This window comes from Celeribacter litoreus, from assembly GCF_020165855.1.
GTDB classification, from domain to species: domain Bacteria; phylum Pseudomonadota; class Alphaproteobacteria; order Rhodobacterales; family Rhodobacteraceae; genus Celeribacter; species Celeribacter litoreus.
The window spans coordinates 96,454-120,516 of record NZ_JAIUFY010000011.1; the positions used below are offsets into that span (position 1 = coordinate 96,454).

Sequence of the window (24,063 nt, forward strand, 5' to 3'; positions counted from 1 at the left end):
ATTCGAATTATTAGCCCGGCGCTCTGACAGACGAGCCGCCGGGAAAAGGCGTATGGAGACCCGCGCCGCCTTCGAAACTGATACCATCCCTCCCAAGGACCGATTTGACATGTGTTCCGAGACGACCACACCCGACTATAAAGAGACCCTCAATCTGCCGAAAACCGAGTTTCCGATGCGCGCTGGCCTGCCCAAGCGTGAGCCGGCTTGGCTCGAACGTTGGGAAAAGATTGGCGTCTACGACCGCCTGCGCGAAAAGGGCAAAGCCGAAGGGCGCACGCCGTTCGTGCTGCACGATGGCCCTCCCTATGCCAACGGTCACCTGCACATCGGTCACGCTCTGAACAAGACGATCAAGGACATCATCAACCGCTCTCACCAGATGATGGGCTTTGACGCGCGTTATGTGCCGGGCTGGGACTGTCACGGCCTGCCGATCGAGTGGAAGATCGAAGAGAAATACCGCGAAAAGGGTAAGAACAAGGACGAGGTTCCGATCGTCGACTTCCGTCAGGAATGCCGCGCCTTTGCGAATGAGTGGGTCGGCATCCAGCGTGAAGAATTCAAGCGTCTCGGCATCTACGGCAAGTGGGAAGATCCCTACCTGACCATGAACTTCCATGCTGAGGCCGTGATCGCCGAGGAGTTCATGAAGTTCCTTATGAACGGCACGCTCTATCAGGGCTCCAAACCTGTGATGTGGTCGCCGGTTGAAGAAACCGCGCTCGCAGAAGCAGAGGTCGAATACCACGACAAGGAAAGCCCGACCATCTGGGTGAAGTTCGCAGTCGCCAACGAAGGCGCTGATCTTCAGGGTGCTTATGTCGTGATCTGGACCACCACGCCGTGGACCATCCCGTCCAACAAGGCGGTCGTTTATGGCGCCGATTACAATTACGGTCTCTACGAAGTGACCGGCACGCCGGATGAGTGCTGGCTCAAAGTTGGGGAGAAATACCTCCTCGCTGACAAACTTGCCGCGCAATGTTTTGCTAAAGCGCGCCTCTCCGAGGATCAGTGGACCCGCGTTCGTGACGTTCCGACGTCCGAGTTCGAAGGGCTGGGACTCCTCCACCCGCTTGCGGGCGTTGAGGGTAGCAATGGCGAATGGGACGATGTGCGTGACTTCCGTGCCGCTCCGTTCGTGACCGATGACGAAGGCACGGGCTTTGTCCACTGTGCGCCGTCTCACGGTATGGAAGAATTCGAACTTTACCGCGATCTGGGGATGCTGGAACAGGTCATCACCTACAACGTGATGGACGATGGCAGCTTCCGCGAAGATTTGCCCTTCTTTGGCGGCAAGCGCATCCTGCGCGAAAAGCCGAAGAAAGGTGACTGGGAAGGCGACGCAAACGCCGCTGTCATTGCGAAGCTCACCGAGGTGAGCGGTCTCATGGCGCGTGGCAAGATCAAGCACAGCTATCCTCACTCCTGGCGCTCTAAGGCGCCGGTGATCTTCCGCAACACGCCGCAGTGGTTTGCGTCCGTTGACAAGAAGATCGACGACGGCATGGGCCAGTATGGCGACAGCATCCGTGAACGCGCGCTGCGTTCCATCGACGAACTCGTCAAATGGACCCCGCAAACGGGCCGCAACCGTCTCTATTCGATGATCGAGAACCGCCCGGACTGGGTGCTCTCGCGTCAACGTGCATGGGGTGTGCCGCTCACTTGCTTCACGAAAAAGGGCCTGCTGCCGACGGATGAGGGCTTCTTGCTCCGCAACGAAGAGGTCAACGCCCGTATCTCCGCCGCGTTCGAAGAAAACGGCGCGGACGTCTGGTATGAGGACGGCTTCAAAGAGAAGGTGCTCGACGGCATCGTCGATCCGGCGGACTACGATCAGGTGTTCGACGTGCTCGACGTGTGGTTCGACTCCGGTTCCACCCACGCCTTCGTTCTGCGCGACCGCGAAGACGGCACGCCGGACGGTATCGCCGATGTTTATCTCGAAGGCACCGACCAACACCGTGGCTGGTTCCACTCCTCGCTCTTGCAGGCCTGCGGCACCAAAGGCCGCGCGCCATACAAGAACGTGGTGACCCACGGCTTCACGCTCGACGAGAAGGGCATGAAGATGTCCAAGTCTCTCGGCAACACCATCGTGCCGGAAACCGTCGTCAAACAGTACGGCGCAGACATCCTGCGTCTTTGGGTGGCTCAGGCCGACTATACTGCGGACCAGCGGATCGGGCCGGAAATCCTCAAAGGCACCGCCGACAGCTATCGCCGCCTGCGCAACACCATGCGCTTCATGCTCGGCTCGCTCAGCGACTTTACCGAGGCGGATCGCATTGACGCTGCTGAGATGCCGGAACTGGAGCGCTGGGTGCTTCACCGTCTGGCAGAACTCGATCAGGTTGTGCGGGATGGCTACCAGGGCTTTGATTTCTCTGGCGTTTGGCAGGCTGTGTTCAACTTTGCGACGGTTGATTTGTCATCCTTCTACTTCGACATCCGCAAAGACGTGCTTTACTGCGATGGCGACACCACGCGTCGCAAAGCGGCCCGCACGGTCCTGGACATCCTGTATCACCGCCTGACCACCTGGCTCGCGCCGATCTTGCCGTTCACGATGGAAGAGGTCTGGCTGGAGCGCTTCCCGGGGGAGGAAAGCTCTGTGCACCTCCTTGATTTCCCTGAGACCACCTCCGGCTGGCTCGACGGCGATCTCGCTGCGAAGTGGTCCGGCATCCGCAAGGCTCGCCGTGTTGTCACAGCAGCTCTGGAAATCCAGCGTCGTGAAAAGGTGATCGGTGCGTCGCTTGAGGCGGCCCCCGTTGTTCATGTTGAGGATGCGGCCCTCCTTGAGGCGCTCAAGTCGGTCGCGTTTGAAGACCTCTGCATCACCTCCACGATCGCTCTGACCGGTGATCCGGCCCCGAACGAGGCATTCCGTCTCGTCGGTGAGGTCGAAGGTATCGGCGTCGTATTCGAGAAAGCCGATGGCGAGAAATGCCAGCGCTGCTGGAAAATCCTGCCGGACGTTGGCACGCACAGCCACGAAGGCGTCTGTGGCCGCTGTGACGAAGCGCTCGGCTGATTGCGAAGCGGTCACGAGAATGAAAAAAGGCGCGGATTTCCGCGCCTTTTTGCTAGTCCGGTTCTGGAGAACGAATTTCACCAGACGCGTGATCCAGTGCGGTCACATCCGCCGGGTCCGCAGATCAATTGTCTCGGGTGTCGGTCTTTTGTGATTGGGTAACGGCGTCGTCTTCAACGGCATCCTCGAGCCATTGCAGTTCTTCTTTCGAGAGCACGCTTCCGCCACTCAGATCAAACATCGCCGCCGCGCGCTCGATCTGTGTTAGAAAATCTTCTTGTGTGATGCGATCGACCTTTGCCACTTCGGAAAATCCGTCGCGGGCAGGGGGGGCAGGAAGATCCCCGGCCTGATGTCTTTGGCGTCGCGCCAGTCTGCTCGTTCTTTTCATCGTTCCTGCGTCGGTTGGCTGGTCGAGGTTTTTATATCGTTAGAAACACTTTACTCGTCAGAACCAATACGGGCCCGTGGATGTGCATTCCGATACACATCAAGGAGGCGCGCACTATCGACAGCCGTGTAGGCTTGCGTGGTCGATAAGGAACTATGGCCCAACAGCTCCTGGATTGCACGTAGGTCGCCACCGGCATTTAACAAGTGTGTGGCAAAAGAGTGACGCATTGCGTGTGGTGTCACAGACGATGGAAGGCCGAGTTGCATTCGAGCGGCTTCCGTCACCTTGGCGATCAAGCGCGGATTGAGCGCACCGCCCCGCTTGCCAAGAAAGAGAGGGGTATCTGCGAGCAACTCATACGGGCAGAGGCGCACATAGTTCTCCACCGCACTTCGCGCCGCAGGGAGGACGGGGACAATCCGCTCCTTGCCGCCCTTCCCGACGATCCGGAGCGTCTCCCCGAGCGGAGCGTCCTTGCCTTGGAGGGACAATGCTTCGGATATCCGAAGGCCGCAGCCGTAAAGCAGGGTGACGACAGCCACATCGCGCGCCGCGATCCATGGTTCCTCGTGCTGAAGTTCCACTGTTTCCAACATATCCCGCGCGGCGTCCTGCGAGAGCGGGCGCGGGAGTTTGCGCTGGAATTTCGGCGCCCGCGTCGAGAGGATGGCCGAAGGGTCGAAACCGTCGCGTTCCGCGAGCCAGCGCGTGAAGGTCTTCACAGCCGATAGAGCGCGGGCGAGGGAGCGCGGAGCGACGCCGCGTCCCCGCTCATGCGCCATCCAGCCGCGCATGTCGGAAAGTGTCACGCGCGCGATCTGCGCAGCCCCAAACCCCTCTCCGTAATGTTCGGCGAGAAAGGCGAGCCAACCAGTGACATCGCGACTGTAGGCGCTGATCGTGTTCTCGGAGGCGGCTTTGAGGGCTTTCTCATGCGCGAGCCAGGACTCCAGTCGATCGCGCAGACCTTCTGAGATCAGAAAGCTCATCCGATCCAGCGACGCAGAACCCGTTCGGTTGCGCCAGAGAAAAAGGCCAAAAGGTCAGTGCCCTGAGAGGGCTTAAAGAGGGTCTCCTCCTCTGAGCCGAACACCAGAAGGGCAGGCATTCGATCATCGCCTAGGTCAAGTTTCATCAGTGCTTCAGACCGGATGAAGCCGGAGGTGTTGCCGTAGATGAGGTCTTGAGCGGGCGCCACAGTTCGCAGCGTGATCTGGCGGGCCGGACGATTGCGGCCGTAGGTTATGTAGGTGTCGATGAACCCGGGTTCTGTCGTTACCGCGATTTCGTTCGGGTCAGCAAAGGTTGGCAGAGCGCCTTCGTCCTCCGTCTCCAGCAACAGTTTCACCGCATCAATCCGAAGCGTGCGGGAGATCGGGCCAGCGAGCAATTCGAGGAGCCCCTCAAGTGTCTCTGCGTCCAAAAGTTTAAGAACCGCGCGATGGATTTGATTGGTGCCCGCCTGATTTTCATAGGCCGCCGCAATCACGTCACGATGCGTATCCTCAAGACGTTCGAGCCGCTCCTCGAGCCGCTCCATCGCCAGCCCGCGAAGGTCGACGATGTTGCTCCCGGTCGCGTCCTCTTTTGCGGAAATGAGCGCTCGCATGACATCGGGGTCATCCAGCACAACTTCGGGCGTCGAGATGATCTTCTCGCGCAAGTCTTCGGACATAGAAAAATTCGCCCGGGAAAGCTGGGTCGTCATATTGCCTCGTCAAATGCTCGTTTCGCCGATTGTTCGGTCGTTAAGCAAACTATGACGCTGAGCCAGTTTTTATTCAAGTCTCTTGCGGCAAGGCCATACGTTTGAGGGAGTATGCGATTGTGTTGCGTTTGCCTTCAGAGCTTCAACTACGCGTTCTCTTCGCGCTTTTTGCGGTGAGCTTCGACACGTTCACGGTATTCTTCAGGAATCTCGCCGCCCCAAGCTTCGTCAAAGATCCAGACTTTGCGGTCCTCGAATTCAGGATTTCCAGCAAGCGAGGCGATGCGTGCCTCATGCGCCTCGCAGGAAGCCTCATGGCATGCCGCGAGATCAGTATCCTGAATGAGTTTGTCAAACTCTTTTTGCGCCTTTGGCCGAAACCGTGTCAGATCGGTTGAGTTATGCTCATTCCTGTTTCGCGTTCTCCAGTAACGGTTAGAGACGCGCTTGTTTGCAACGACCACATCTCCGCGGTGCATCTTGACGAGGAAGCATTCCAACGATCTGAGAGGGAAGTGCTCGAGTGTCACAAGTTCGTAACTCCCACGTGCGTCCCACCCGTTGTCTTCGGGGCTCGTCAAGAGCTCCTCACGCCGCCGGCCAGAACCATCTAACCATTTGACTGTTCCGAAATTCTGGCTGAGATCGGGCCGGTGATTGCGGATTGATTGGACTCGTGGGCTCAGTCGGGTAATGCTTTTCAGACCGCGATGGGCTTTCCGCTTTCCGGGGGTTGCGGATTCGTGGCTGGGGTAAAGCTTTGTCACCCAATCCCTTGCGAAATGCAGTTTGCCGTTGGAGCCGTGGTTAAGTTCGGACATGGATAGGACATCAAACTCTCCCGCAGCCTCAAAGAGGTCAAGGAGTGTGCCGTCGCCGACATGGACGTTGATGAATTCGTCCACGTCCATCGAAATCACAAAGTCAGCCTCGCGCATGTCGCGGGTATAATGCGTATAGCGGAGCGCGCGTGGCTGAAAATTCGTGTCGCCAGCGGCCAGTGCCGGGTTGGGTAGGTGTTTGACGATGCCCATGTCATCCAAACGGTCCAGAAGTTTGTCCGTTCCGTCGGTGCAGTCGTTCGTATAAACGACAAAGTCGGTTACACCGATTGCGCGATGCCATGCGATCCACTCGAGAATAAATGGCCCCTCGTTCTTCATGCAGGTGGCGACGAGAATGCGCGGGTTTTCTACGGGCCACTTTTTGTAACTCCGACGCGGCATCGAGAACGCGGGGAGCATTTGACCCTCGATCTGAACCCGATCAAATCGTTTGACCGAGCCGGATATGTCGCTGTTCTCCGAAGGGAGGAACCCTTTTGCGCCAAGTGTGTCGATGATCTCGCGTAGCCCCTCCGGCCCATAGACCTTTGGATGCAACTCCATCACGATATGCCGGATGCCACTCAGGTCAGCTTGATCCAGCAAACCAAGTTCTGCGCCTTCAATGTCACACGAGAGAACCGTCGGCGAGAATTCCTTGATGATGTCGCCAACGCCCATGGCCGGCACAGATTCAACACGCTCGTAAGGGCGCGAGTCAGGCTCCATTGAACTCGCCCAGAAATCTGAGCGGACATAGAAATTGATCGGCTCTCCGCTCTGTGCCGTCGCAATCCCGTTCCGGAGCGTCGCATTCGTCACGCCGTTGAGACGCCAGGTTTCTTCGATCATTGGGACGAGCGTCGGGTCCGCTTCAATGGACAGGACCGCTTCGACACCATCAACAGTCGCGGCAGCGCTCGACACGACACCTACACCCGCGCCAAGTTCCAAAAGACGATCGCCGGGCCGAAGGATGTTGCGCATCAACTCGACTTCGCCCCGTTCATACCGCCCCCGACGCATCGGACGTTCGATTTTCTCGGTGATGATTTCAGGAACGAAGGGCACAGCAATGCCGTGCACAGTTATCTCTTCGGAATACTCATACATGTCCAACATTTGCCCGCTGAAACCGGCGTCCTAAAATCGATGATCCGCCGTGCTGCTCTTCGGGAAGACGGTTCAATCTTTTGATCCCAATTGCAACCGCAGCGTCGGAAATTTTCAAAAAAAACGCCCGCAAAATGCAGGCGTTTTCAAACTTGTTGCGAGGGCGGGCGATCAGACGATCTTGATGCCGGCGTCTTCCGCGTCTTTCACGAACTGGGCCAGACCCTTGTCGGTCAGAACGTGGTTCGCCATGGCCTTAATCACGTTGGCAGGCGCGGTGATGACGTCAGCGCCGATTTTCGCGCAATCAGAGATGTGGTTCACGGTGCGGATGGAGGCGGCGAGGATCTCGGTCTCGAAGCCGTAGTTGTCGTAAACCGTGCGGATGTCTTCGATCAGCTCGAGCCCGTCGAGGTTGATGTCGTCGAGACGGCCAACGAACGGGGAAATAAAGGTCGCGCCGGATTTCGCAGCGAGGATCGCCTGGTTCACGGAGAAGCAGAGCGTCACGTTGATCATGTGGCCTTCGCCGGACAGCGTTTTACAGGCTTTGAGGCCGTCGAGGGTCAGCGGAAGTTTGATCACGACATTGTCGGCGATTTTCGCGAGCTTGCGGCCTTCGGCGACCATGCTGTCGTAGTCGAGTGCCACAACCTCTGCGGAGACGGGACCGTCTACGATGTCACAGATTTCTTTGGTCACTTCGAGGATGTCGCGACCGGATTTCTTGATCAGAGACGGGTTGGTTGTCACCCCATCCACAAAGCCAAGGTCGTTCAGTTCGCGGATTGCATCTACATCGGCGGTATCGACAAAGAATTTCATGGGCGGGTCTCCTTTCGCCTTACGTTAGCGCTCATATACTGCATGAAAGTGCCGAGGCAAAGGGGGTCTGGCGTGTCGGAGCCAAAACCCCTACGACTTGACCCCATGAGTGATGACGCGTTTTTCCCCGAAGGCACATTGGTCGCGGTTCTGACCTGTGAGCCGCTTGACCGGACGCTTGATTACAAAGCGCCGGAGGGCGGTGTCTTTCGCGGCGCGTTCGTCGAGGTTCCGCTCGGGCCGCGTAAGGTGCTGGGCTGCGTTTGGGGTGCTGGGATCGGCGGATTTGATCTCTCCAAGGCGCGGAGCATTTCCTCCGTTCTCGATCTCGCGCCGATGCGCGACGAGATGCATCTCTTCCTCGAAAAGGTGGCCGCCTATACGCTCACACCCATGCCCGCGATGCTGCGTCTCGCGACCCGCGCGCCGGGGCTGATGAACCCGCCGGGCATGCGCAAAGTGTTTCGCAGAGGCACAGGCCTGCCGCCCCGTGAGACAGAGGCGCGAAAGCGCGTGCTCGACACGCTCGATGAATATGGCGGGCTGTCGTTCACGCTCAAGGAATTGGCGGACACGGCGGGAGTGACCGCTTCGGTCGTCAAAGGGCTGATCCCGTCCGGAGCTGTGATCGAGGAGGACACGCCCCGCGATCTTCCCTTTCGTCGGCTTGATGCAACTGCGGAGGGGAAGGAACTGACCGATGCGCAGTCAGAGGCGGCGCGGGCGCTGCGCGAGGCCGTTGCTGCGGAACGTTATAGCACGACGCTTCTTAAGGGCGTGACGGGGTCGGGGAAGACCGAGGTGTATCTGGAGGCCGTCGCCGAATGTCTCGCGCATGGCCGGCAGGCATTGGTCCTCTTGCCCGAGATCGCGCTTACGGCGGAATTCTTGACGCGGTTCGAGGCCCGGTTCGGGGCACGTCCTGCGGAATGGCACTCCGGCGTCACGATGACCGAGCGCCGCCGTGTCTGGAAAATGGTCGGGACAGGCGGTGCGCAGGTGGTGATCGGGGCGCGGTCTGCGCTTTATCTGCCCTTCCAAAACCTCGGCCTGATCGTGGTCGATGAAGAGCACGACCAGAGCTACAAACAGGAAGACGGCGTTCATTACAACGCCCGCGACATGGCCGTTCTGCGGGCGTCTCTGTGCTCGGCGGCAGTTGTTCTTGCCTCGGCGACGCCGTCGCTCGAAACATGGGCGAATGTCGAAGTGGGGAAATACAGACGCCTTGATCTCGAGAGCCGCTATGGTCCCGCCGTGATGCCGGACATGCATGCGCTCGACATGCGGGACGAACGGCTGCCCGCGACGCAATTCATCTCCGAGGCGCTGGCTAATGCGGTGCGCAAGCGGATCGGATTAGGTGAGCAGTCGCTTCTGTTCCTCAACCGTCGCGGCTATGCTCCCGTCACGATCTGCCGTGCCTGCGGGTTTCAGATCGGATGCGATCATTGCGACGCGCGGATGGTGGAGCACCGTTTCCTCAAGCGACTTGTCTGTCACCAGTGCGGCGAGACAAAGCCGATGCCGAAAGCCTGCCCGAGTTGCGGCGTCGAGGGAAGGCTTGCCCCTGTCGGGCCGGGGGTTGAGCGTCTGGCGGAAGAGGTCAAAGAACGCTTTCCAGAGGCGAAGGTTGCTGTGCTGTCTTCAGACCTCTTCGCCTCTGCGCGGGCGCTCAAAGAACAAATCCGCCTGATCGCCGAGGGGGACACCGAAATCATCATCGGGACGCAGCTTGTCGCAAAGGGGCACAACTTTCCGAACCTGACGCTTGTCGGCGTGATTGACGCGGATCTCGGGCTTCAGGGGTCTGACCTACGCGCCGCCGAACGGACGTTCCAATTGATGCGTCAGGTGGCGGGCCGCGCGGGGCGGTCCGAGAAGAAGGGCGTCGCGCTCCTTCAGACCTATCAGCCGGAGCACCCTGTTATTCGGGCGATCCTGTCTGGTGATGAGGAAGGGTTCTGGCGCGCCGAGGCTGCGGAACGGAAAATGGCAGGTGTGCCACCCTATGGCCGGATGGCGGGGATTGTTCTCTCGGGACCTGATCTGGCGGTAGTGTCTGATGTTGCCAACCAACTCGCACGGGTGGCGGGGCCATTGCAGCGGATCGGCGCGCAACTTTTCGGTCCAGCCCCTGCGCCGATTGCGCGGGTGCGCGGGCGGCATCGCATTCGCCTCTTGGTGAAGGCCGAGAAAACCGCGTCGATCCAAGCCGCGCTCGCCGACTGGACACGGCAGGTCAAACTGCCGAACAACGTCCGCCTTCAGATCGACATCGATCCGCAATCGTTTTGGTAGTTAGCAGGCCAGAGCTGGATCGGCTTGGCGGTCGACCATCAATGTTGTGACAATCGCCCCGATCCACATGCAGAAGAGCGCGAGCCAAGCGGTCGCGGCGAAAACCGATCCGCCCGTCACACCATTCCCGATCGCGCAACCGCCTGCGAGCATCGCACCGAATCCCATGAGAACGGCCCCGATCATGGACCGACGCATCACGGGTACCGAGTCAAAGCTCTGCCAGCGGAATTCGCCAGCGAACATGGATGCCGCGAAGGCGCCAATGACGACCCCGGGCACGAGGCCGACGTCGAACTCGAGCACAGCTTTACGGTCGAGAAAGAACATGAGCGTGTTGGCCGATGGGCCCGAGAAGGTGACGGATGTGACCGGCACCGGATCGAAGGCGACCTGTGCGAGTTGCCATGACAACCCCCAACCGACAGCAACGGCAAAACCGACGCCCGAGGCGAAAATCCATGTTTTTGGCCCGATCTGGTTCTTCGCCGCAAGATAAAGCGCAAGGGCCGCAAACATGAGGCCGAGAACGAGGCCAGAGCCGTTCGGGAGATGCAGCGCCGAAAGCAGGTTGACGTTCTCTGACCCCGTGATCGACAGGGAGGCGAGACGGTCGCGGAGCGGGGAGAGCATTCCGTGCAGGCTCATCTGCGCGGTCACGGCAAAGATCAGACCCGATACGACAGAACGAAGATTGCCGGTGGACGCCAAAACGAGCAGTCGTCCGGAGCACCCTCGGGAGAGCACCATCCCCACGCCGAACATGAGCCCACCGATAATGGCGCCCGACCACGATCCGGGAACCGCCATGATGCGAGCATCCGCGCCGCGAAAGAGGCCAAGGAGTTGCGCCGCCTGAACCCAGACAATTGCGGTCGATAGCGTCAAAAACCAGACGGCCACCTTTGGCCCGAGCCGCCCACGGGCAAATTCGACCGTCGCCGCACGTAGGCAGAACTGAGAGCGTTGCGCAGAGACGCCAAAGATCAATCCGGTGATCATACCGAAGATCGCGGCGGACGGACTTTCCCCGATCCCTTCCACGAGGGTTAAAATATCCATAGTGCGTCCTCCTCCCATGCGCCAATTTCACGAGTTTATCGTGGCGGGCGCAGTCCGCCTTGAGATGGATCACATGATCATGAATGTTTGAATGTCTCGTCAAGTGGAACTTCTCGCACCCGCGCAAGGGGGTGTGCGAGAAAATCAACTATCAAAAAAACGAGTTTCGCCGTATGCGAGGGTATGAAACGCCAAATCGTCTCCCTTGATAACATCTCCGACCTGCCGCGCTGGCGGCGTCCTGAGGCTTTGCTGTTTGTGATGGCCTTTGCCATGCCTGTCGCGTTTGCGACGTGGAATGCGCTGTTGAACAACTTTGTCATCGAGGTTGCGGGCTTTACCGGCGTTGAAATTGGCTGGCTCCATACGGTGCGCGAAATCCCCGGCTTCTTCGCCATCGGTGTCATCGCGCTAATCATGATCGTCCGTGAACAGGTGCTCGGGATCGTGTCCCTGATCCTGCTCGGCGTGGCGACGGCTGTGACGGCCATGTTCCCGTCACTCGGCGGTATTCTCGTGGTGACAATGTTGTCGTCCATCGGGTTTCACTACTACGAGACGGTGAACCAGTCTTTGCAGCTTCAGTGGCTTCCGAAAGATCGCGCGCCTATCGTGCTCGGGCGTTTGGTTGCCGCGGGATCGGCAGCGTCTCTGATCGCTTACGGACTCTTGGTGATCACGTGGAAGACCTTCGATCTATCCTACAACCTCGTTTACCTGCTCTCAGGCGGGTTCACCGCGATTGTCGCGCTCTTCGCGCTACTGGCCTACCCGCAGTTCGAGGCCCCCAATCCACAAGCGAAGAAGCTGATCCTCAAGCGTCGCTATGGCCTCTACTATGCGCTGCAATTCATGGCGGGGGCGCGGCGGCAGATTTTCGTCGTCTTTGCGGCCTTTATGATGGTCGAGAAATTCGGCTTTGAAGTGCACGAGATCACGGCCCTGTTCCTGATCAACTTCGTCGCGAATATGTTGGTCGCCCCCTACTTCGGGAAGGTTGTGTTCCGCCGTGGCGAACGCTTTGTTCTGATGTTCGAATATATCGGCCTGACACTCGTCTTCCTCGCATACGGCGGGATCTACTGGCTCGGTTGGGGCGTCGTTGTGGCCGGTGCGCTCTACGTGATCGATCACATGCTCTTTGGGCTGGCCTTCGCGCTCAAGACCTACTTCCAAAAGATTGCCGATCCAGAGGATATCGCGCCCACGGCTGCGGTTGCTTTTACGATCAACCACATCGCAGCCGTCTTCCTGCCGGCCCTATTGGGATATCTTTGGGTGGCGTCTCCAGGCGGAGTTTTCGTGCTCGCGGCTGCGATGGCGCTCGCGTCTCTGGGACTGTCCGCGCTCATCCCGCGCCATCCCGAGAAGGGCAACGAATGGCGTCTGTTCCGCCGCGTGGTCGAGGCGAACCCCGCCGAATAACGCGACGTTTGGTGAAGCGACGAATCCAGCCTATATTGATGTGAGATTGATATGATGGAGACGCCCATGTTTGCCGCCTTGACCAAAAAGCTGACCATGCCGACGCCGGATGAGGCGCTGCCGGGCCGTGCGACGCCGATCCCCACGGCGGAGAAGCACTTCATTTTCGACGTTCCGCTGGTCGCTGACCCCGTCGAAGGCCAAAGCGTAGCGGTTTTCGGGATGGGCTGTTTCTGGGGCGTCGAGCGCATGTTCTGGCAAATCCCGGGTGTCGTGAATACGGCGGCGGGGTATGCTGCGGGCTACACACCGAACCCGACCTACGAAGAAGTTTGCACCGGCAAGACCGGTCACAACGAAGTCGTTCGCGTGATCTTCGACCCCGAGAAGGTGAGCTACGATACGCTGCTCAAGACGTTCTGGGAAGGACACGACCCGACCCAAGGGATGCGTCAGGGCAACGATCGTGGGACGCAGTATCGCTCCGGCATCTACTTTGCAGACGAAGCGCAAAGAAAAGCCGCTGAGGCGAGCCTAGCCGGATACAACGTGCTCTTGCAGGACAAAGGCTATGGCGCGATCACGACGGAAATCCTGCCGTCGGGCAAGTTCTACTACGCGGAGGATTACCATCAGCAGTATCTCGCCAAGAACCCGAACGGATACTGCGGGATCGGCGGGACGGGCGTGACGTGTCCTGTTGGCCTGTCGATGGATAGTCCGATTCAATGGAACCAAGCGGTCGAAGGGCCGGACGCCTCCTCATCGTAATGCTTGTCTGAGCACAGAAGGGGGGATAAGGCAGAGCCAAAGCCAAAAGGATTGCCGATATGCCCACCTTCACCGCCTTTACAAAAACCCAAGGGAAAGCACCTGCCGAAGCCATCGGCGAAGCACTGGAGGATATCTATCCAGAGCCGACAGGTGTTGGGGTTTTCGAAATTGAGGACGGTTCGGGGCTTTGGGAAGTCGGTGCCTACTTTACCGAGGAACCGGATGATATTGCGCTCGCGCTTTTGGCGAAAGTTCACAATGCGCCGGACTTTGTCATTTCCGAGCTTCCGGAAACCGACTGGGTCGCGAAGGTCCGCCGTGATCTCGCCCCGGTCGAAGCAGGGCGGTTCTTTGTCTATGGCTCACATGATGCGGATAAGTTGCCAGAAGGCAAAATCGGGCTTTTGATCGAAGCCGCGATGGCGTTCGGCACAGGGCACCACGGCACGACCCTCGGCTGCCTGAAGGCTCTCGATATCTTGCTCGAGAAAGGCGTGCCGCTCGACAAAGTGGCGGATATTGGGTGCGGCACAGCGGTTCTCGCGATGGCGGCGGCAAAGTTCACGGATCAGCCCGTTTATGCGTCCGACATTGATGAGGTCGCGGTTGAAGTCGCCGAGAGCAACGTGCGGGCAAATGATCTCGCGGGGCAGGTTGTGTGTTTGGAAGCGGCTGGTTTCAATCACGAAACACTTGCGAAAATGGCGCCCTATGACCTCGTTTTCGCGAATATTCTGAAAGGGCCGCTCGTCGCACTGGCGCCGGACATGGCTGCGAATGTTGCGAAAAATGGCCATGTGATCCTCTCCGGTATCCTGAATCCACAAGCTGACGAAGTTGTGGAGGTTTATTCACGCAATGGCTTCAATTTGGTGAATCGGGAGGAGATTGGTGACTGGACGACGCTAATAATGGTCAATTTTGCCTAATTTTGGCATAATTCACCCCAAATCCGCCAAATTTGCCCCAATTTTGACATAATTCAACCTGATCTTTAGGTCTTGCGCCGTCAGACGCGAGTCGGACGAGCACCACGAAACCTAAAGATGAGGAAGCTGTGATGGCTTACGCGGGATCGGAACAGTTGGAGAAACGTCTCGATCGCATTGAAGCTCAGCGCGATGCGATCAAACGAGGCACAGTCTATTCCGTCGACCATGATGGAACAATCGTTGCTCGTGCGCGCCGACGGAGTTTCCGTCGCCCCCTCCACATTCTCGTGATGGCGATCGCAGGATTGATGCTTTTCAAAGTCGTTGTCTTCGCGGCCCTTGGCCCGGGTACCTACAACGCACGCGTTGCCGAGCTCCAAGAGGGCTCGTCGGTTGAACGTGTCGGTGCATGGGTCATGGAAGCGGGCGACATCACGGTGTTTATCGCAACCGAATGGCTTTCTTTCATGCACTAACGCCTCTTCTCGGCGAAGTCGCGTGATGAGAGAAAATTATACAGCCCGCACCGTTTAGGCGCGGGCTTTCACGTTTTCGGATGACGCGCACGACGCGACGCTTGGCAAATGTTCTCGTTTCGTGCTAATTGGGTTTCAAAGAAAAAACAGAGCAGGTGAGATTATGCGTGTGATGGGCATCGACCCCGGGCTGCGCAATATGGGCTGGGGCATAATCGATGTTCAGGGCCCGCGTATCAGTCACGTCGCGAATGGTGTGTGTCGGTCGACATCGGCGGATGATCTCGCTACGCGTCTTCTGTCATTGTTTGACCAACTCACCGCTGTGCTCGAAACCTACGGCCCCGATTGTGCCGCCGTAGAGCAGACATTCGTCAACAAAGACGCGGTCGCTACCCTAAAGTTGGGGCAGGCACGCTCGGTTGCACTTTTGGTTCCTGCACGCGCTGGCATCCCAATCGGAGAATATGCGCCGAACGCGGTCAAAAAGACCGTTGTTGGTGTCGGGCACGCAGCCAAGCAACAGGTTGAACATATGATTAAGTTGCAGCTCCCGGGCGTCAAACTCTCTGGTCCCGATGCCGTCGATGCTCTGGCGATTGCGATTACCCATTCCTACCACGCGCAGTCCTCCTCTCGTTTACAGGACGCCCTCAAGAAAGCAGCCTCATGATCGGTAAACTGACAGGTGTGATCGACTACATCGGTACAGATCATGTGATGATCGACGTGCGGGGCGTCGGGTATATCGTCCACGTGTCGGAGCGGACGCGGATGGCGTTGCCGGGTCAGGGCGCGCCGGTCTCCCTTTATACCGATATGCTGGTCCGTGAGGATCTCCTGCAATTGTTCGGGTTCACCTCGCTTCTCGAAAAGGAATGGTATCGCCTGCTCATTTCCGTGCAGGGGATCGGGTCGAAAGCAGCCATGGCCATTCTCGGAACCCTTGGGCCGGAGGCAACGGGACGCGCGATTGCGTTGGGCGACTGGACCGCGATCAAGGCGGCGCCAGGTGTCGGGCCGAAGATCGCACAACGTGTCGTAAATGAGTTGAAGGACAAAGCTCCTACTGTGATGGCCATGGGTGGTTCACTGTCTGAACCTTTGTCCACACCTGAACCGGCCGAGGTTATTGAGGCAGACGCACCGAAGGCTGCGCCGAAGCCGACTGCCGCGCCGCAAGCGCGCACGGCGTCTGCGGAGGCAGAGGCGCTGTCGGCCCTTCAGAACCTCGGATATTCTCCGTCTGATGCTGCGCAAGCTGTGGCCACTGCAGCGCAGGAAGTGCCTGATGCGGATACGTCGACGCTCATCCGCGCCGCTCTGAAAAAACTCGCGCCGAAGGATTGATCTGAATGGAGTTCCCCGATCCCACATTGCGCCCCGAGATGACAGCAGAGGAGCGCCGCGCCGACGCGGATCGCGCGTTGCGACCGCAGGTTCTCGAAGACTTCATCGGTCAGCAGGAGGCGCGGGCCAACCTTCGCGTGTTCATCGAGTCCGCGAAGATGCGCGAAGAGGCGATGGATCACGTGCTCTTTCACGGTCCCCCGGGCCTCGGGAAGACCACGCTTGCGCAGATCATGGCGCGTGAACTCGGGGTGAATTTCAAGATGACCTCGGGGCCGGTCCTCGCAAAAGCGGGCGATCTGGCGGCGATCCTCACGAACCTAGAAGCCCGCGATGTGCTCTTTATCGACGAGATTCACCGGATGAACCCCGTCGTCGAAGAAGTGCTCTATCCTGCGATGGAAGATTTCGAGCTCGATCTCGTGATCGGTGAAGGGCCAGCGGCGCGGACGGTGCGGATTGAATTGCAGCCCTTTACGCTCGTGGGCGCGACCACGCGGCTTGGCCTGTTGACGACACCGCTTCGGGATCGCTTCGGCATCCCGACCCGCTTGCAGTTCTACACCACGGACGAATTGCATGAGATTGTCACGCGTGGCGCAAACCTTCTTGGTGTGCCTGCTGATCCAGACGGCGCACACGAGATTGCGAAGCGAGCGCGAGGGACACCACGGATCGCGGGACGCCTCCTGCGACGCGTTTTGGATTTCGCAGTTGTCGAAGGCGACGGCCGGATCACAAAGCCGCTCGCGGACAATGCGCTCACGCGACTTGGGGTCGATCTGCTCGGACTAGACGGTGCTGACCGTCGCTACCTCGGGATGATCGCGGAGAACTACGGCGGCGGACCTGTCGGCGTTGAAACGCTCGCAGCGGCGCTCTCTGAATCCCGTGATGCGATTGAGGACGTGATCGAACCCTATCTACTGCAACAGGGCCTCATCCAGAGAACGCCGCGTGGAAGGATGCTCACACAGAAGAGTTGGCGGCATTTGGGGCTCGAGGCTCCGAAAGCGCCTGATCAGTCTGATTTGTTCGAAAAGTGACTCTTTTTTGATAATTCGCGCCCTGATAACCGGGATAATATCTCTTTTCGTCATGCCTATGTGGGCGGAAGAAGTGCGTACACGCGTAGCAGTCTATGAAATTCTTCCAATCGGTGAGATCGGTACTGACACCCTCTACATCGGAAATAGACCCGTCGAACTGCCGCGTCTCGCTGATCGCCTTGAGGTCGCGGGTCAAGATGGTGATCTTTTGCTGGTCCGCCTCGGGTCGTTCGGGACGGCATGTCCGAACATGTGGGTCTTTGTCGACGCGACTAAGGCTCCCGCAAAGGTCTCGGACATGTTCGGCACCTGTCACGATTCTTATGAGGTGCGTGTCGGCGCGGACGGGCTTGAGTTGCGCACGCCCTCTGTAGAGCCGGATGAGAGCGGCGATATGCGATACTGGTTCGCGGATGGCGTAGTCCACGAAGAACTCGGACCTCCGACGTCGCTCGGGCTGAACACCGTTTCAGAGTGGGGCGGGGAGTATCCGAAATTCCTCGTAAACGATCCCATGTGGGAGGGCGCGATGCTCACCCATATCGGACCTGTCGGTCTCCTCGACCTGCGCAGTCTTTTCGAGATGCAAAGCGCATTCGAATGGGAGGGCGACTGGCTCGTTGCCACCGGATGCAGAACTGATGCCTGTGGCAGTCTGGGCGGTGTGCTCGCCCTTTCAAGAGATGGAAGCCGGATGGTCGCGATGGTACACCGCGACGAGGGGGCGCCGAAAGACGGCTTGGCTATTTACGGTGATGACGCCGGAGACTTGCCACATACCCTGATCGAGTTTCAGGAGCGCTGGAAAAAGTAAGCCTTAGCCCAGAATTTTGCCCATGTGCTGGACCGCGAGCGGATAGCCGTTAACGCCAAAGCCGGCCATGACAGCATCAGCGCGCATGGAGACATAGGAATGATGGCGGAAGGCCTCGCGTTTGTGGACCTGCGAGATGTGCACTTCGATCACCGGCCCCTCGAACGTGTTGAGAGCATCAAGGATCGCGACAGAGGTGTGCGTGTAAGCCGCCGGATTGATGATAATCCCTGCCGCTTTCTCACGGGCCTCATGGATCAGGTCAATGATCTCGCCCTCGTGGTTCGATTGAGCGAAGACAATATCGAGGTCAGCCTTCGTCGCTTCGGCGGCACACATGGCTTCGACATCCGCGAGCGTATCCGCACCGTAAATCTCCGGCTGGCGTTTCCCGAGAAGGTTCAGGTTCGGGCCGTTCAGGATGTAGAGTGTTTTGCTCATGGTGCGCCTCATGTGTATTTGCGGCGAAACTATCCGGTGACAGGGTTGCAGCGCAAGGCGTTGTGCCGCAAAAGACCGGCAAAGAGGCAAGAGGTTCCCATGACTGACGTGACACCGGAAAGCATCGAAGAATTTTTCACCCGCTCCAATGGCGACTATGTCTTTGCCCGTTGGGGGCGCCCGATTGCGCCGGTGGTTTTCGGCGTCGAGGAAGAGACACTCGTCACAGTCAAAAGTGCGATCGAGGCCTGCGTTGCGATCTCGGGGCATGAAATGGCCGAAACCGATCCGGAGCTTGGGACCAATCTGATGGTATTCTTCCTCTCCGATTGGGCGGAACTCCTCGATGTGCCGCACATGGGCGATCTCATTCCTGATCTGCAAAGCAAGGTTGCGACGCTTCAGGACCGCAATGCCCACCAGTATCGGGCGTTCCGGTTCGACGACAACGGCGCGATCAAGGCCTGTTTCACCTTCGTCCGTATGGGCGGAGCGATGGATGAGGTGCCTGCGGAGGTCATCGCATTGTCGCAGGCGGTGCAAGCGATGCTTCTGTGGTCGGACAAACAGTTCACGCAGGACAGTCCACTTGCCGTGACCGAAGAGGGCACGGTCATTCGTCCGGATGTCGCGAACCTGATGCGGGCAGCCTACGACCCGATGCTCCCCGTTGCGGCGCGCGATGCGTCCCATGCTTTGCGTCTCTATGCGCGTGTGATCGCTGGCTGAATGCGGGCATTTGTCGGACTTCCGTTGCCGGATGATTTGACGGATCGTCTGGAAGAGCTCGCTGCGGGGCTGCGTTTTGGTCGTGCCGTCCCTGCAGAGAATATGCATGTGACGCTGGCGTTTCTGGACGAACAGCCGGAAGACGTGCTCGCAGAACTTCATGCCGTCCTCGAGGAAGTTGAGTGTCCCGCTCCGACCATCAATATTGAGGGGCTTGGGCTTTTCGGCGGTGACAAGCCGAGGTTGCTGTTTGCGTCCGTGGAGCAAGGCACGGCTCTGAGTCATCTGCGCGAAAAGGTGCGAACTGCAGCCCGGTCCGCGGGGGTCACTCTCGCGCATAAGCGGTTTCGCCCCCACATCTCGCTCCGACGTTTTCAGCGCTTGGCGCCGACCGAACGGATGGAGCTGGACACCTTTCTGGCGGCAAGAGGTGCCTTCACATGGCCAGCCTTCGACGCCTCTGAAATGCAGCTTGTCCAGTCTACATTGAGCCACGATGGCGCGCATTATGATGCGCTTGCGACCTATCCGTTCGAAACCTAATCTGCGATGACCCAAGAGGACGATGAGATGACCCACGAGTTTCCAGTTCACGTGTATTACGAAGACACCGATCTCGCTGGGATCGTCTATTACGCGAACTACTTCAAATTCATCGAACGCGCTCGCACGGAATGGGTCCGTGATCTCGGCATTGATCAGGTCAAACTCAAGGAAGAGGATGGGGTCGTTTTTGCCGTTCGTCGGGTTGAAGCGGACTATCTCTCGCCCGCCAAGTTTGATGATGATTTGATTGTCGAGACCACTGTCGAGGCCATGACAGGCGCGCGCATTACGCTCAATCAGGTAGTGAAACGCGACGAGGAACGCCTGTTTGTGAGCCAAGTGACCCTCGTGGCGCTCACCGCAACCGGCCATCCGGCGCGTCTTCCGGCAATTCTCCGCCGAAAACTGCACTGAAAACGCACCAATTTTGTGATTTCACGCTTGCTTCACAGGTTAGTGTTGGCCTGTGCCCTGAGATTGAGGTAAATCTTAGGGTAATGAGAGCCGTGAAAACGCGGCCCGTTAGGCAAAAGAGCAGGTTTATGGACCACACAACACTTGGCATGGCGCAGGAGATCGATTTCTCCCTGCTGGCGCTATTCATGCGCGCAACGCTCACGGTGAAGATCGTGATGCTCCTTCTGATCGTGGCCTCGTTCTGGTCATGGTCGATCATCATTCAGAAATTCATCGCATTCAAAACGGCGCGCGCGACAGCGGCAGAGTTTGATCGTGCCTTCTGGTCCGGTGAACCGCTCGACGAATTGTATGACCAGATGCAAAATCGCCCGCTAACGGCTCCTGAACGGGTCTTTGCGGCGGGGATGACTGAGTGGCGGCGGTCCCATCGTGCGGATGGCGGGCTGATCGCAGGTGCGCAGTCGCGGATTGATCGCTCAATGGATGTGGCGATTGCGAAAGAAAGCGAAGAGATGACGAAAGGTCTCTCCTTCCTCGCAACGGTAGGCTCCACCGGCCCCTTCATCGGTCTTTTCGGCACGGTTTGGGGGATCAAGACGGCGTTTGAGGATATTGCCATGGCGCAGTCCACGAACCTCGCTGTTGTGGCGCCGGGGATCGCAGAGGCGCTTCTCGCGACCGCACTTGGTCTGTTGGCTGCTATTCCGGCGGTGATCTTCTACAACAAACTGAACGCGGACAGCGACCGCATCCTCGGGGGTTATGAGGCCTTCGCGGACGAATTCGCGACCATTCTCTCGCGCGAACTGGATAGCTGACATGGGCGCGGGTGTTGTTCAGAAATCGGGGGGAGGTGGCCGCAGAGGTCGCCGCCGTCGCCCCGCAGCGATGAGCGAGATCAACGTGACGCCGTTCGTCGACGTCATGCTCGTTTTGCTGATCATCTTTATGGTCGCTGCGCCAATGATGACGGTCGGTGTGCCGGTCGAATTGCCGGAGACCGCCGCGACCGCGCTCCCGCAAGAGGAAGAAGAGCCGCTCACCATCACGCTCACCGCCGATGGTCAGGTTCTGCTCATGGAAAACGAGACGCCTGAAACGGATCTGGTTGCCAAGCTTCAGGCGATTGCAGCCGAGCGCAATGATGACAAAGTCTTCCTGCGCGCGGATGGATCTGTGACCTATGAGCGCGTGGCTCAGGTGATGGGCGCACTGAATGCAGGCGGGTTCCGCTCTATCGGTCTCGTGACCGAGCAGGGTGGACCGCGTCTTGACGGTTCCGGTAACTGACGCACACCGAGGCAAAACGTGAACACGGGCCAATATATTTCTGCAGCGGGCCATCTGGGTCTGATTGCCTACGCGCTGTTCGGGGGGCTGTTCCTTCGTCCCGACGCGCCAGAGGCCGTGGCCGTGCAGGAAGTCGCGCTCATTTCCGAGAGCGAATATGCCGCTTTGGTGGAGCGCTCCACAGCTCCTGAAGACTTTGAGGAAGCACCGGTGGTGACCGCGCCAGAGAGCGAACTGCCGCCGGATGTGGTTCCGTCTGAAGAGGCGTCTGCGCCTGAACCGACACCTCAACCGCCCGCCGAGCCAGAGCCCGTGGTTGAACCAACGCCACCAGTCGCACCGCCTGAACCAGAGGTCTCTCTAGAAGACCCTGGCGCGAACCTTCCTGATGCAGCGGAGCCGACACCGCGACCGGTGCCACGTATCTCGGATCAGGTTGTGACAGCACCTGAGCCCACTCCCGAAATCGCAGAGGTCCCTCAAGAGGCGATCTCTGAAGAGGCCGAGACGCCTGAGATCGTCGAGGAGCAGACGGAAGAAGCCGCGCCGCAGGAAACGACGACGGAGATTGTCACAGAAGCCGAAAAGCCCGCAGGCATGACAAGCTCGCCGCGGCCTAAAACGCGTCCGAGCAATCTTGCCCAAGAAGCGGCCCAAGCACGAGAGCCTGTTGAACAACCTGAGCCACCTGTCACACCAGTTCCGGATGCGGCTGATGCCGTCGCCGAGGCTGCCGCCGCAGCAGCGGCTGCACTTGCGGCGGAAGCAACTGGCGCACCTGCCGCGCCGGAACGTCCGGCTGGACCTCCGCTCACTGCGGGGGAACGCGAAGGCATGCGCGTCGCGGTGTCCCAATGTTGGAATGTGGGGTCGATGTCGTCTGAGGCAATGCGAACTGTGATACGCGTTCGCATGTCGATGAATGAGGACGGAACACCCCAGATCGGCACAATTGAGTTGATTGACTTCGAAGGAGGTTCCCAGGCCTCCGCAGACCAAGCATTTGCCGTTGCGCGCCGAGCGATTATTCGCTGTGGCCAAAGCGGTTTCCCATTGCCCGTGGACAAATACGCCCATTGGCGCAACATCGAACTACGCTTCGATCCCGAACAGATGAGGTATAAATGAAACGCCTGAAGACACTCGCCTGCGCCCTCGCTGCGGCTCTGTCACTGGGTATGGCCGCGCCGGTCGCTGCACAGGACCCCGGTCCGCTGCGCCTCGACATTACGCGCGGTGTGATCGAACCCCTGCCTTTGGCCATCCCCGATTTCATCGCGGAAACGCCGCAGGTGGCCGAGTTCGCCCAGCAGATTTCCGACGTGATCGCGTCCGATCTCGTGGGGTCCGGTCTCTTCCGTGAAATTCCTCCGGCGGCTTACATTTCTCAAGTCACGAACTTTAGCGCACCGGTGTCCTACACCGACTGGAAGGCGATCAATGCGCAGGGCCTCGTGACGGGGGCGGTCACGCTGGATGCCGATGGCAACCTCATCGTGAAGTTCCGCGTGTTTGACGTATATTCGGAGGCCCCGCTCGGGTCAGGCCTGCAACTCGGCGGCTCCACCCAGAGCTGGCGCCGCATCGCGCACAAGGTTGCTGACGTTGTTTATTCGCGGATCACGGGTGAGGGCGGCTATTTTGACAGCCGCGTCGTCTTCGTGTCCCAAACCGGCCCGAAGAACGACCGCAAGAAGCGGCTCGCGGTGATGGATTACGATGGGGCGAACCTGCAATACCTTACGGACGACAGTTTCATCGTCTTCGCGCCGCGCTTTTCGCCGACCGGTGATCGCGTGCTCTACACTTCTTATGAGTCCGGCACGCCTCAGATCATGATGCTAGACGTCGGCACAGTGACCCGTACCCGTCTGCCTGTGCCTGCCGAAGCCGTGACCTTTGCGCCGCGGTTTTCTCCGGACGGCCGGTCCATCGTCTATTCTATGTCGACGGGCAGCAACACCGATCTCTATCGCATGGACATCGCGACGAGTCAGATTACCCGTCTGACGAACACGCCCGCGATTGAAACCGCGCCGAGCTTCTCTCCGGATGGATCGCAGATCGTCTTTGAATCCGACCGGTCCGGCACGCAGCAGCTTTACATCATGCCCGCTGCAGGTGGCGAAGCGCGTCGCATCTCCAACGGCAAGGGCCGATATGGCACGCCAGTCTGGTCTCCGCGCGGTGATTTGATCGCGTTCACGAAGCAGAACCAAGGCCGCTTCCACATTGGTGTGATGCGCACAGACGGCTCTGAAGAGCGCCTGTTGACGGCGTCCTTCCTTGATGAAGGTCCGAGTTGGGCGCCAAACGGGCGTGTGATCATGTTCACCCGTGAGAGCCAAGGCGCCGAGGGCGGCAGCGCGCTCTATTCCGTGGATATTACCGGGCGGAACCTTAAACGCGTCCCGACGACGGCGGGCGCGTCGGACCCTGCGTGGTCGCCGCTTCTGAAATAACTTTACCGGACGTGAGGCGCATATGTGTAACACGTCTGAGAAAAACGTGAAATTTGGCACTCTCCCCAACTCTGCGGGAGGG

At 58.9% G+C, this 24,063-nt stretch carries 24 protein-coding genes; 17 read left to right on the plus strand and 7 right to left on the minus strand.

The window, feature by feature from the left end:
• The first annotated feature begins 109 nt into the window (after positions 1-109).
• Positions 110-3,046 (plus strand): isoleucine--tRNA ligase, encoded by a 2,937-nt coding sequence (gene ileS / locus LA304_RS10940; RefSeq protein ID WP_224503194.1) that lies wholly within the window; start codon positions 110-112, stop codon positions 3,044-3,046.
• 124 nt (positions 3,047-3,170) lie between these two features.
• Here the strand turns inward: ileS and LA304_RS10945 are convergent, their stop codons facing one another.
• The 5 genes from LA304_RS10945 to fsa all read right to left on the minus strand — a co-directional run bounded on the left by LA304_RS10945 (position 3,171) and on the right by fsa (position 7,910).
• Positions 3,171-3,437: a hypothetical protein gene (locus tag LA304_RS10945; RefSeq protein ID WP_224503195.1), complete on the minus strand. Its 267-nt coding sequence runs from the start codon at positions 3,435-3,437 to the stop codon at positions 3,171-3,173.
• Between the two features lie 50 nt (positions 3,438-3,487).
• A complete protein-coding gene (locus LA304_RS10950; RefSeq protein ID WP_396022189.1) occupies positions 3,488-4,420 on the minus strand; it encodes a tyrosine recombinase XerC in 933 nt (310 codons plus the stop codon).
• A gap of 5 nt (positions 4,421-4,425) precedes the next feature.
• Positions 4,426-5,115, minus strand: a complete 690-nt coding sequence (locus LA304_RS10955; RefSeq protein ID WP_224503197.1) for a DUF484 family protein — start codon at positions 5,113-5,115, stop codon at positions 4,426-4,428.
• Between the two features lie 179 nt (positions 5,116-5,294).
• Positions 5,295-7,094: an FkbM family methyltransferase gene (locus LA304_RS10960; RefSeq protein WP_224503198.1), complete on the minus strand. Its 1,800-nt coding sequence runs from the start codon at positions 7,092-7,094 to the stop codon at positions 5,295-5,297.
• A gap of 162 nt (positions 7,095-7,256) precedes the next feature.
• Positions 7,257-7,910: a fructose-6-phosphate aldolase gene (gene fsa / locus LA304_RS10965; protein ID WP_224503199.1), complete on the minus strand. Its 654-nt coding sequence runs from the start codon at positions 7,908-7,910 to the stop codon at positions 7,257-7,259.
• Between the two features lie 105 nt (positions 7,911-8,015).
• Between fsa and LA304_RS10970 the strand changes: the two genes are divergently transcribed.
• Positions 8,016-10,211 (plus strand): primosomal protein N', encoded by a 2,196-nt coding sequence (locus tag LA304_RS10970; RefSeq protein WP_224503200.1) that lies wholly within the window; start codon positions 8,016-8,018, stop codon positions 10,209-10,211.
• Here LA304_RS10970 and LA304_RS10975 read toward each other — a convergent pair whose 3' ends face one another.
• Entirely contained in the window at positions 10,212-11,273 is a 1,062-nt protein-coding gene (locus LA304_RS10975) for a YeeE/YedE family protein (RefSeq protein WP_224503201.1), read from the minus strand.
• A 183-nt stretch (positions 11,274-11,456) separates the two neighbouring features.
• On the opposite strand from LA304_RS10975, the gene LA304_RS10980 reads away from it, so the two are divergent.
• From LA304_RS10980 to LA304_RS11015, 8 genes are all read left to right on the plus strand, one after another.
• The gene (locus LA304_RS10980; RefSeq protein ID WP_224503202.1) at positions 11,457-12,698 is read left to right on the plus strand and encodes an MFS transporter; all 1,242 of its coding nucleotides are present in this window, start codon (positions 11,457-11,459) and stop codon (positions 12,696-12,698) included.
• Between the two features lie 66 nt (positions 12,699-12,764).
• Positions 12,765-13,469 carry a peptide-methionine (S)-S-oxide reductase MsrA gene (gene msrA / locus LA304_RS10985; RefSeq protein WP_224503203.1) on the plus strand — a complete coding sequence of 235 codons (705 nt, stop codon included), beginning with the start codon at positions 12,765-12,767 and terminating at the stop codon, positions 13,467-13,469.
• A 59-nt stretch (positions 13,470-13,528) separates the two neighbouring features.
• Positions 13,529-14,401, plus strand: a complete 873-nt coding sequence (locus LA304_RS10990; protein ID WP_224503204.1) for a 50S ribosomal protein L11 methyltransferase — start codon at positions 13,529-13,531, stop codon at positions 14,399-14,401.
• A 131-nt stretch (positions 14,402-14,532) separates the two neighbouring features.
• Complete coding sequence (locus tag LA304_RS10995) at positions 14,533-14,880, plus strand: hypothetical protein (protein ID WP_224503205.1); 348 nt, start codon at positions 14,533-14,535, stop codon at positions 14,878-14,880.
• Positions 14,881-15,043: 163 nt separating this feature from the next.
• Positions 15,044-15,553 carry a crossover junction endodeoxyribonuclease RuvC gene (gene ruvC / locus LA304_RS11000; protein WP_224503206.1) on the plus strand — a complete coding sequence of 170 codons (510 nt, stop codon included), beginning with the start codon at positions 15,044-15,046 and terminating at the stop codon, positions 15,551-15,553.
• Positions 15,550-16,230, plus strand: coding sequence for a Holliday junction branch migration protein RuvA (gene ruvA, locus LA304_RS11005; RefSeq protein WP_224503207.1), 681 nt, complete (start codon positions 15,550-15,552; stop codon positions 16,228-16,230). The genes ruvC and ruvA overlap by 4 nt, the downstream gene beginning before the upstream one ends.
• Positions 16,231-16,235: 5 nt before the next feature.
• Complete coding sequence (gene ruvB, locus LA304_RS11010) at positions 16,236-17,276, plus strand: Holliday junction branch migration DNA helicase RuvB (RefSeq protein WP_224503208.1); 1,041 nt, start codon at positions 16,236-16,238, stop codon at positions 17,274-17,276.
• A gap of 52 nt (positions 17,277-17,328) precedes the next feature.
• Complete coding sequence (locus LA304_RS11015) at positions 17,329-18,093, plus strand: hypothetical protein (protein WP_224503209.1); 765 nt, start codon at positions 17,329-17,331, stop codon at positions 18,091-18,093.
• Positions 18,094-18,096: 3 nt separating this feature from the next.
• Here LA304_RS11015 and aroQ read toward each other — a convergent pair whose 3' ends face one another.
• Positions 18,097-18,534 carry a type II 3-dehydroquinate dehydratase gene (gene aroQ / locus LA304_RS11020; RefSeq protein ID WP_224503210.1) on the minus strand — a complete coding sequence of 146 codons (438 nt, stop codon included), beginning with the start codon at positions 18,532-18,534 and terminating at the stop codon, positions 18,097-18,099.
• A 99-nt stretch (positions 18,535-18,633) separates the two neighbouring features.
• Here aroQ and LA304_RS11025 point away from each other — a divergent pair, with 99 nt between their 5' ends.
• From LA304_RS11025 to tolB, 7 genes are all read left to right on the plus strand, one after another.
• A complete protein-coding gene (locus LA304_RS11025; protein ID WP_224503211.1) occupies positions 18,634-19,263 on the plus strand; it encodes a hypothetical protein in 630 nt (209 codons plus the stop codon).
• The gene (gene thpR, locus LA304_RS11030; RefSeq protein WP_224503212.1) at positions 19,264-19,806 is read left to right on the plus strand and encodes an RNA 2',3'-cyclic phosphodiesterase; all 543 of its coding nucleotides are present in this window, start codon (positions 19,264-19,266) and stop codon (positions 19,804-19,806) included.
• A gap of 27 nt (positions 19,807-19,833) precedes the next feature.
• Complete coding sequence (gene ybgC / locus LA304_RS11035; RefSeq protein WP_224503213.1) at positions 19,834-20,223, plus strand: tol-pal system-associated acyl-CoA thioesterase; 390 nt, start codon at positions 19,834-19,836, stop codon at positions 20,221-20,223.
• 128 nt (positions 20,224-20,351) lie between these two features.
• Positions 20,352-21,047: a protein TolQ gene (gene tolQ / locus LA304_RS11040; protein WP_224503214.1), complete on the plus strand. Its 696-nt coding sequence runs from the start codon at positions 20,352-20,354 to the stop codon at positions 21,045-21,047.
• Between the two features lies 1 nt (position 21,048).
• Positions 21,049-21,519 carry a protein TolR gene (gene tolR, locus LA304_RS11045; protein ID WP_224503215.1) on the plus strand — a complete coding sequence of 157 codons (471 nt, stop codon included), beginning with the start codon at positions 21,049-21,051 and terminating at the stop codon, positions 21,517-21,519.
• An 18-nt stretch (positions 21,520-21,537) separates the two neighbouring features.
• Positions 21,538-22,647 carry an energy transducer TonB gene (locus LA304_RS11050; protein WP_224503216.1) on the plus strand — a complete coding sequence of 370 codons (1,110 nt, stop codon included), beginning with the start codon at positions 21,538-21,540 and terminating at the stop codon, positions 22,645-22,647.
• Positions 22,644-23,981, plus strand: coding sequence for a Tol-Pal system beta propeller repeat protein TolB (tolB, locus tag LA304_RS11055; protein ID WP_224503217.1), 1,338 nt, complete (start codon positions 22,644-22,646; stop codon positions 23,979-23,981). The genes LA304_RS11050 and tolB overlap by 4 nt, the downstream gene beginning before the upstream one ends.
• The last annotated feature ends 82 nt before the right edge of the window (positions 23,982-24,063 follow it).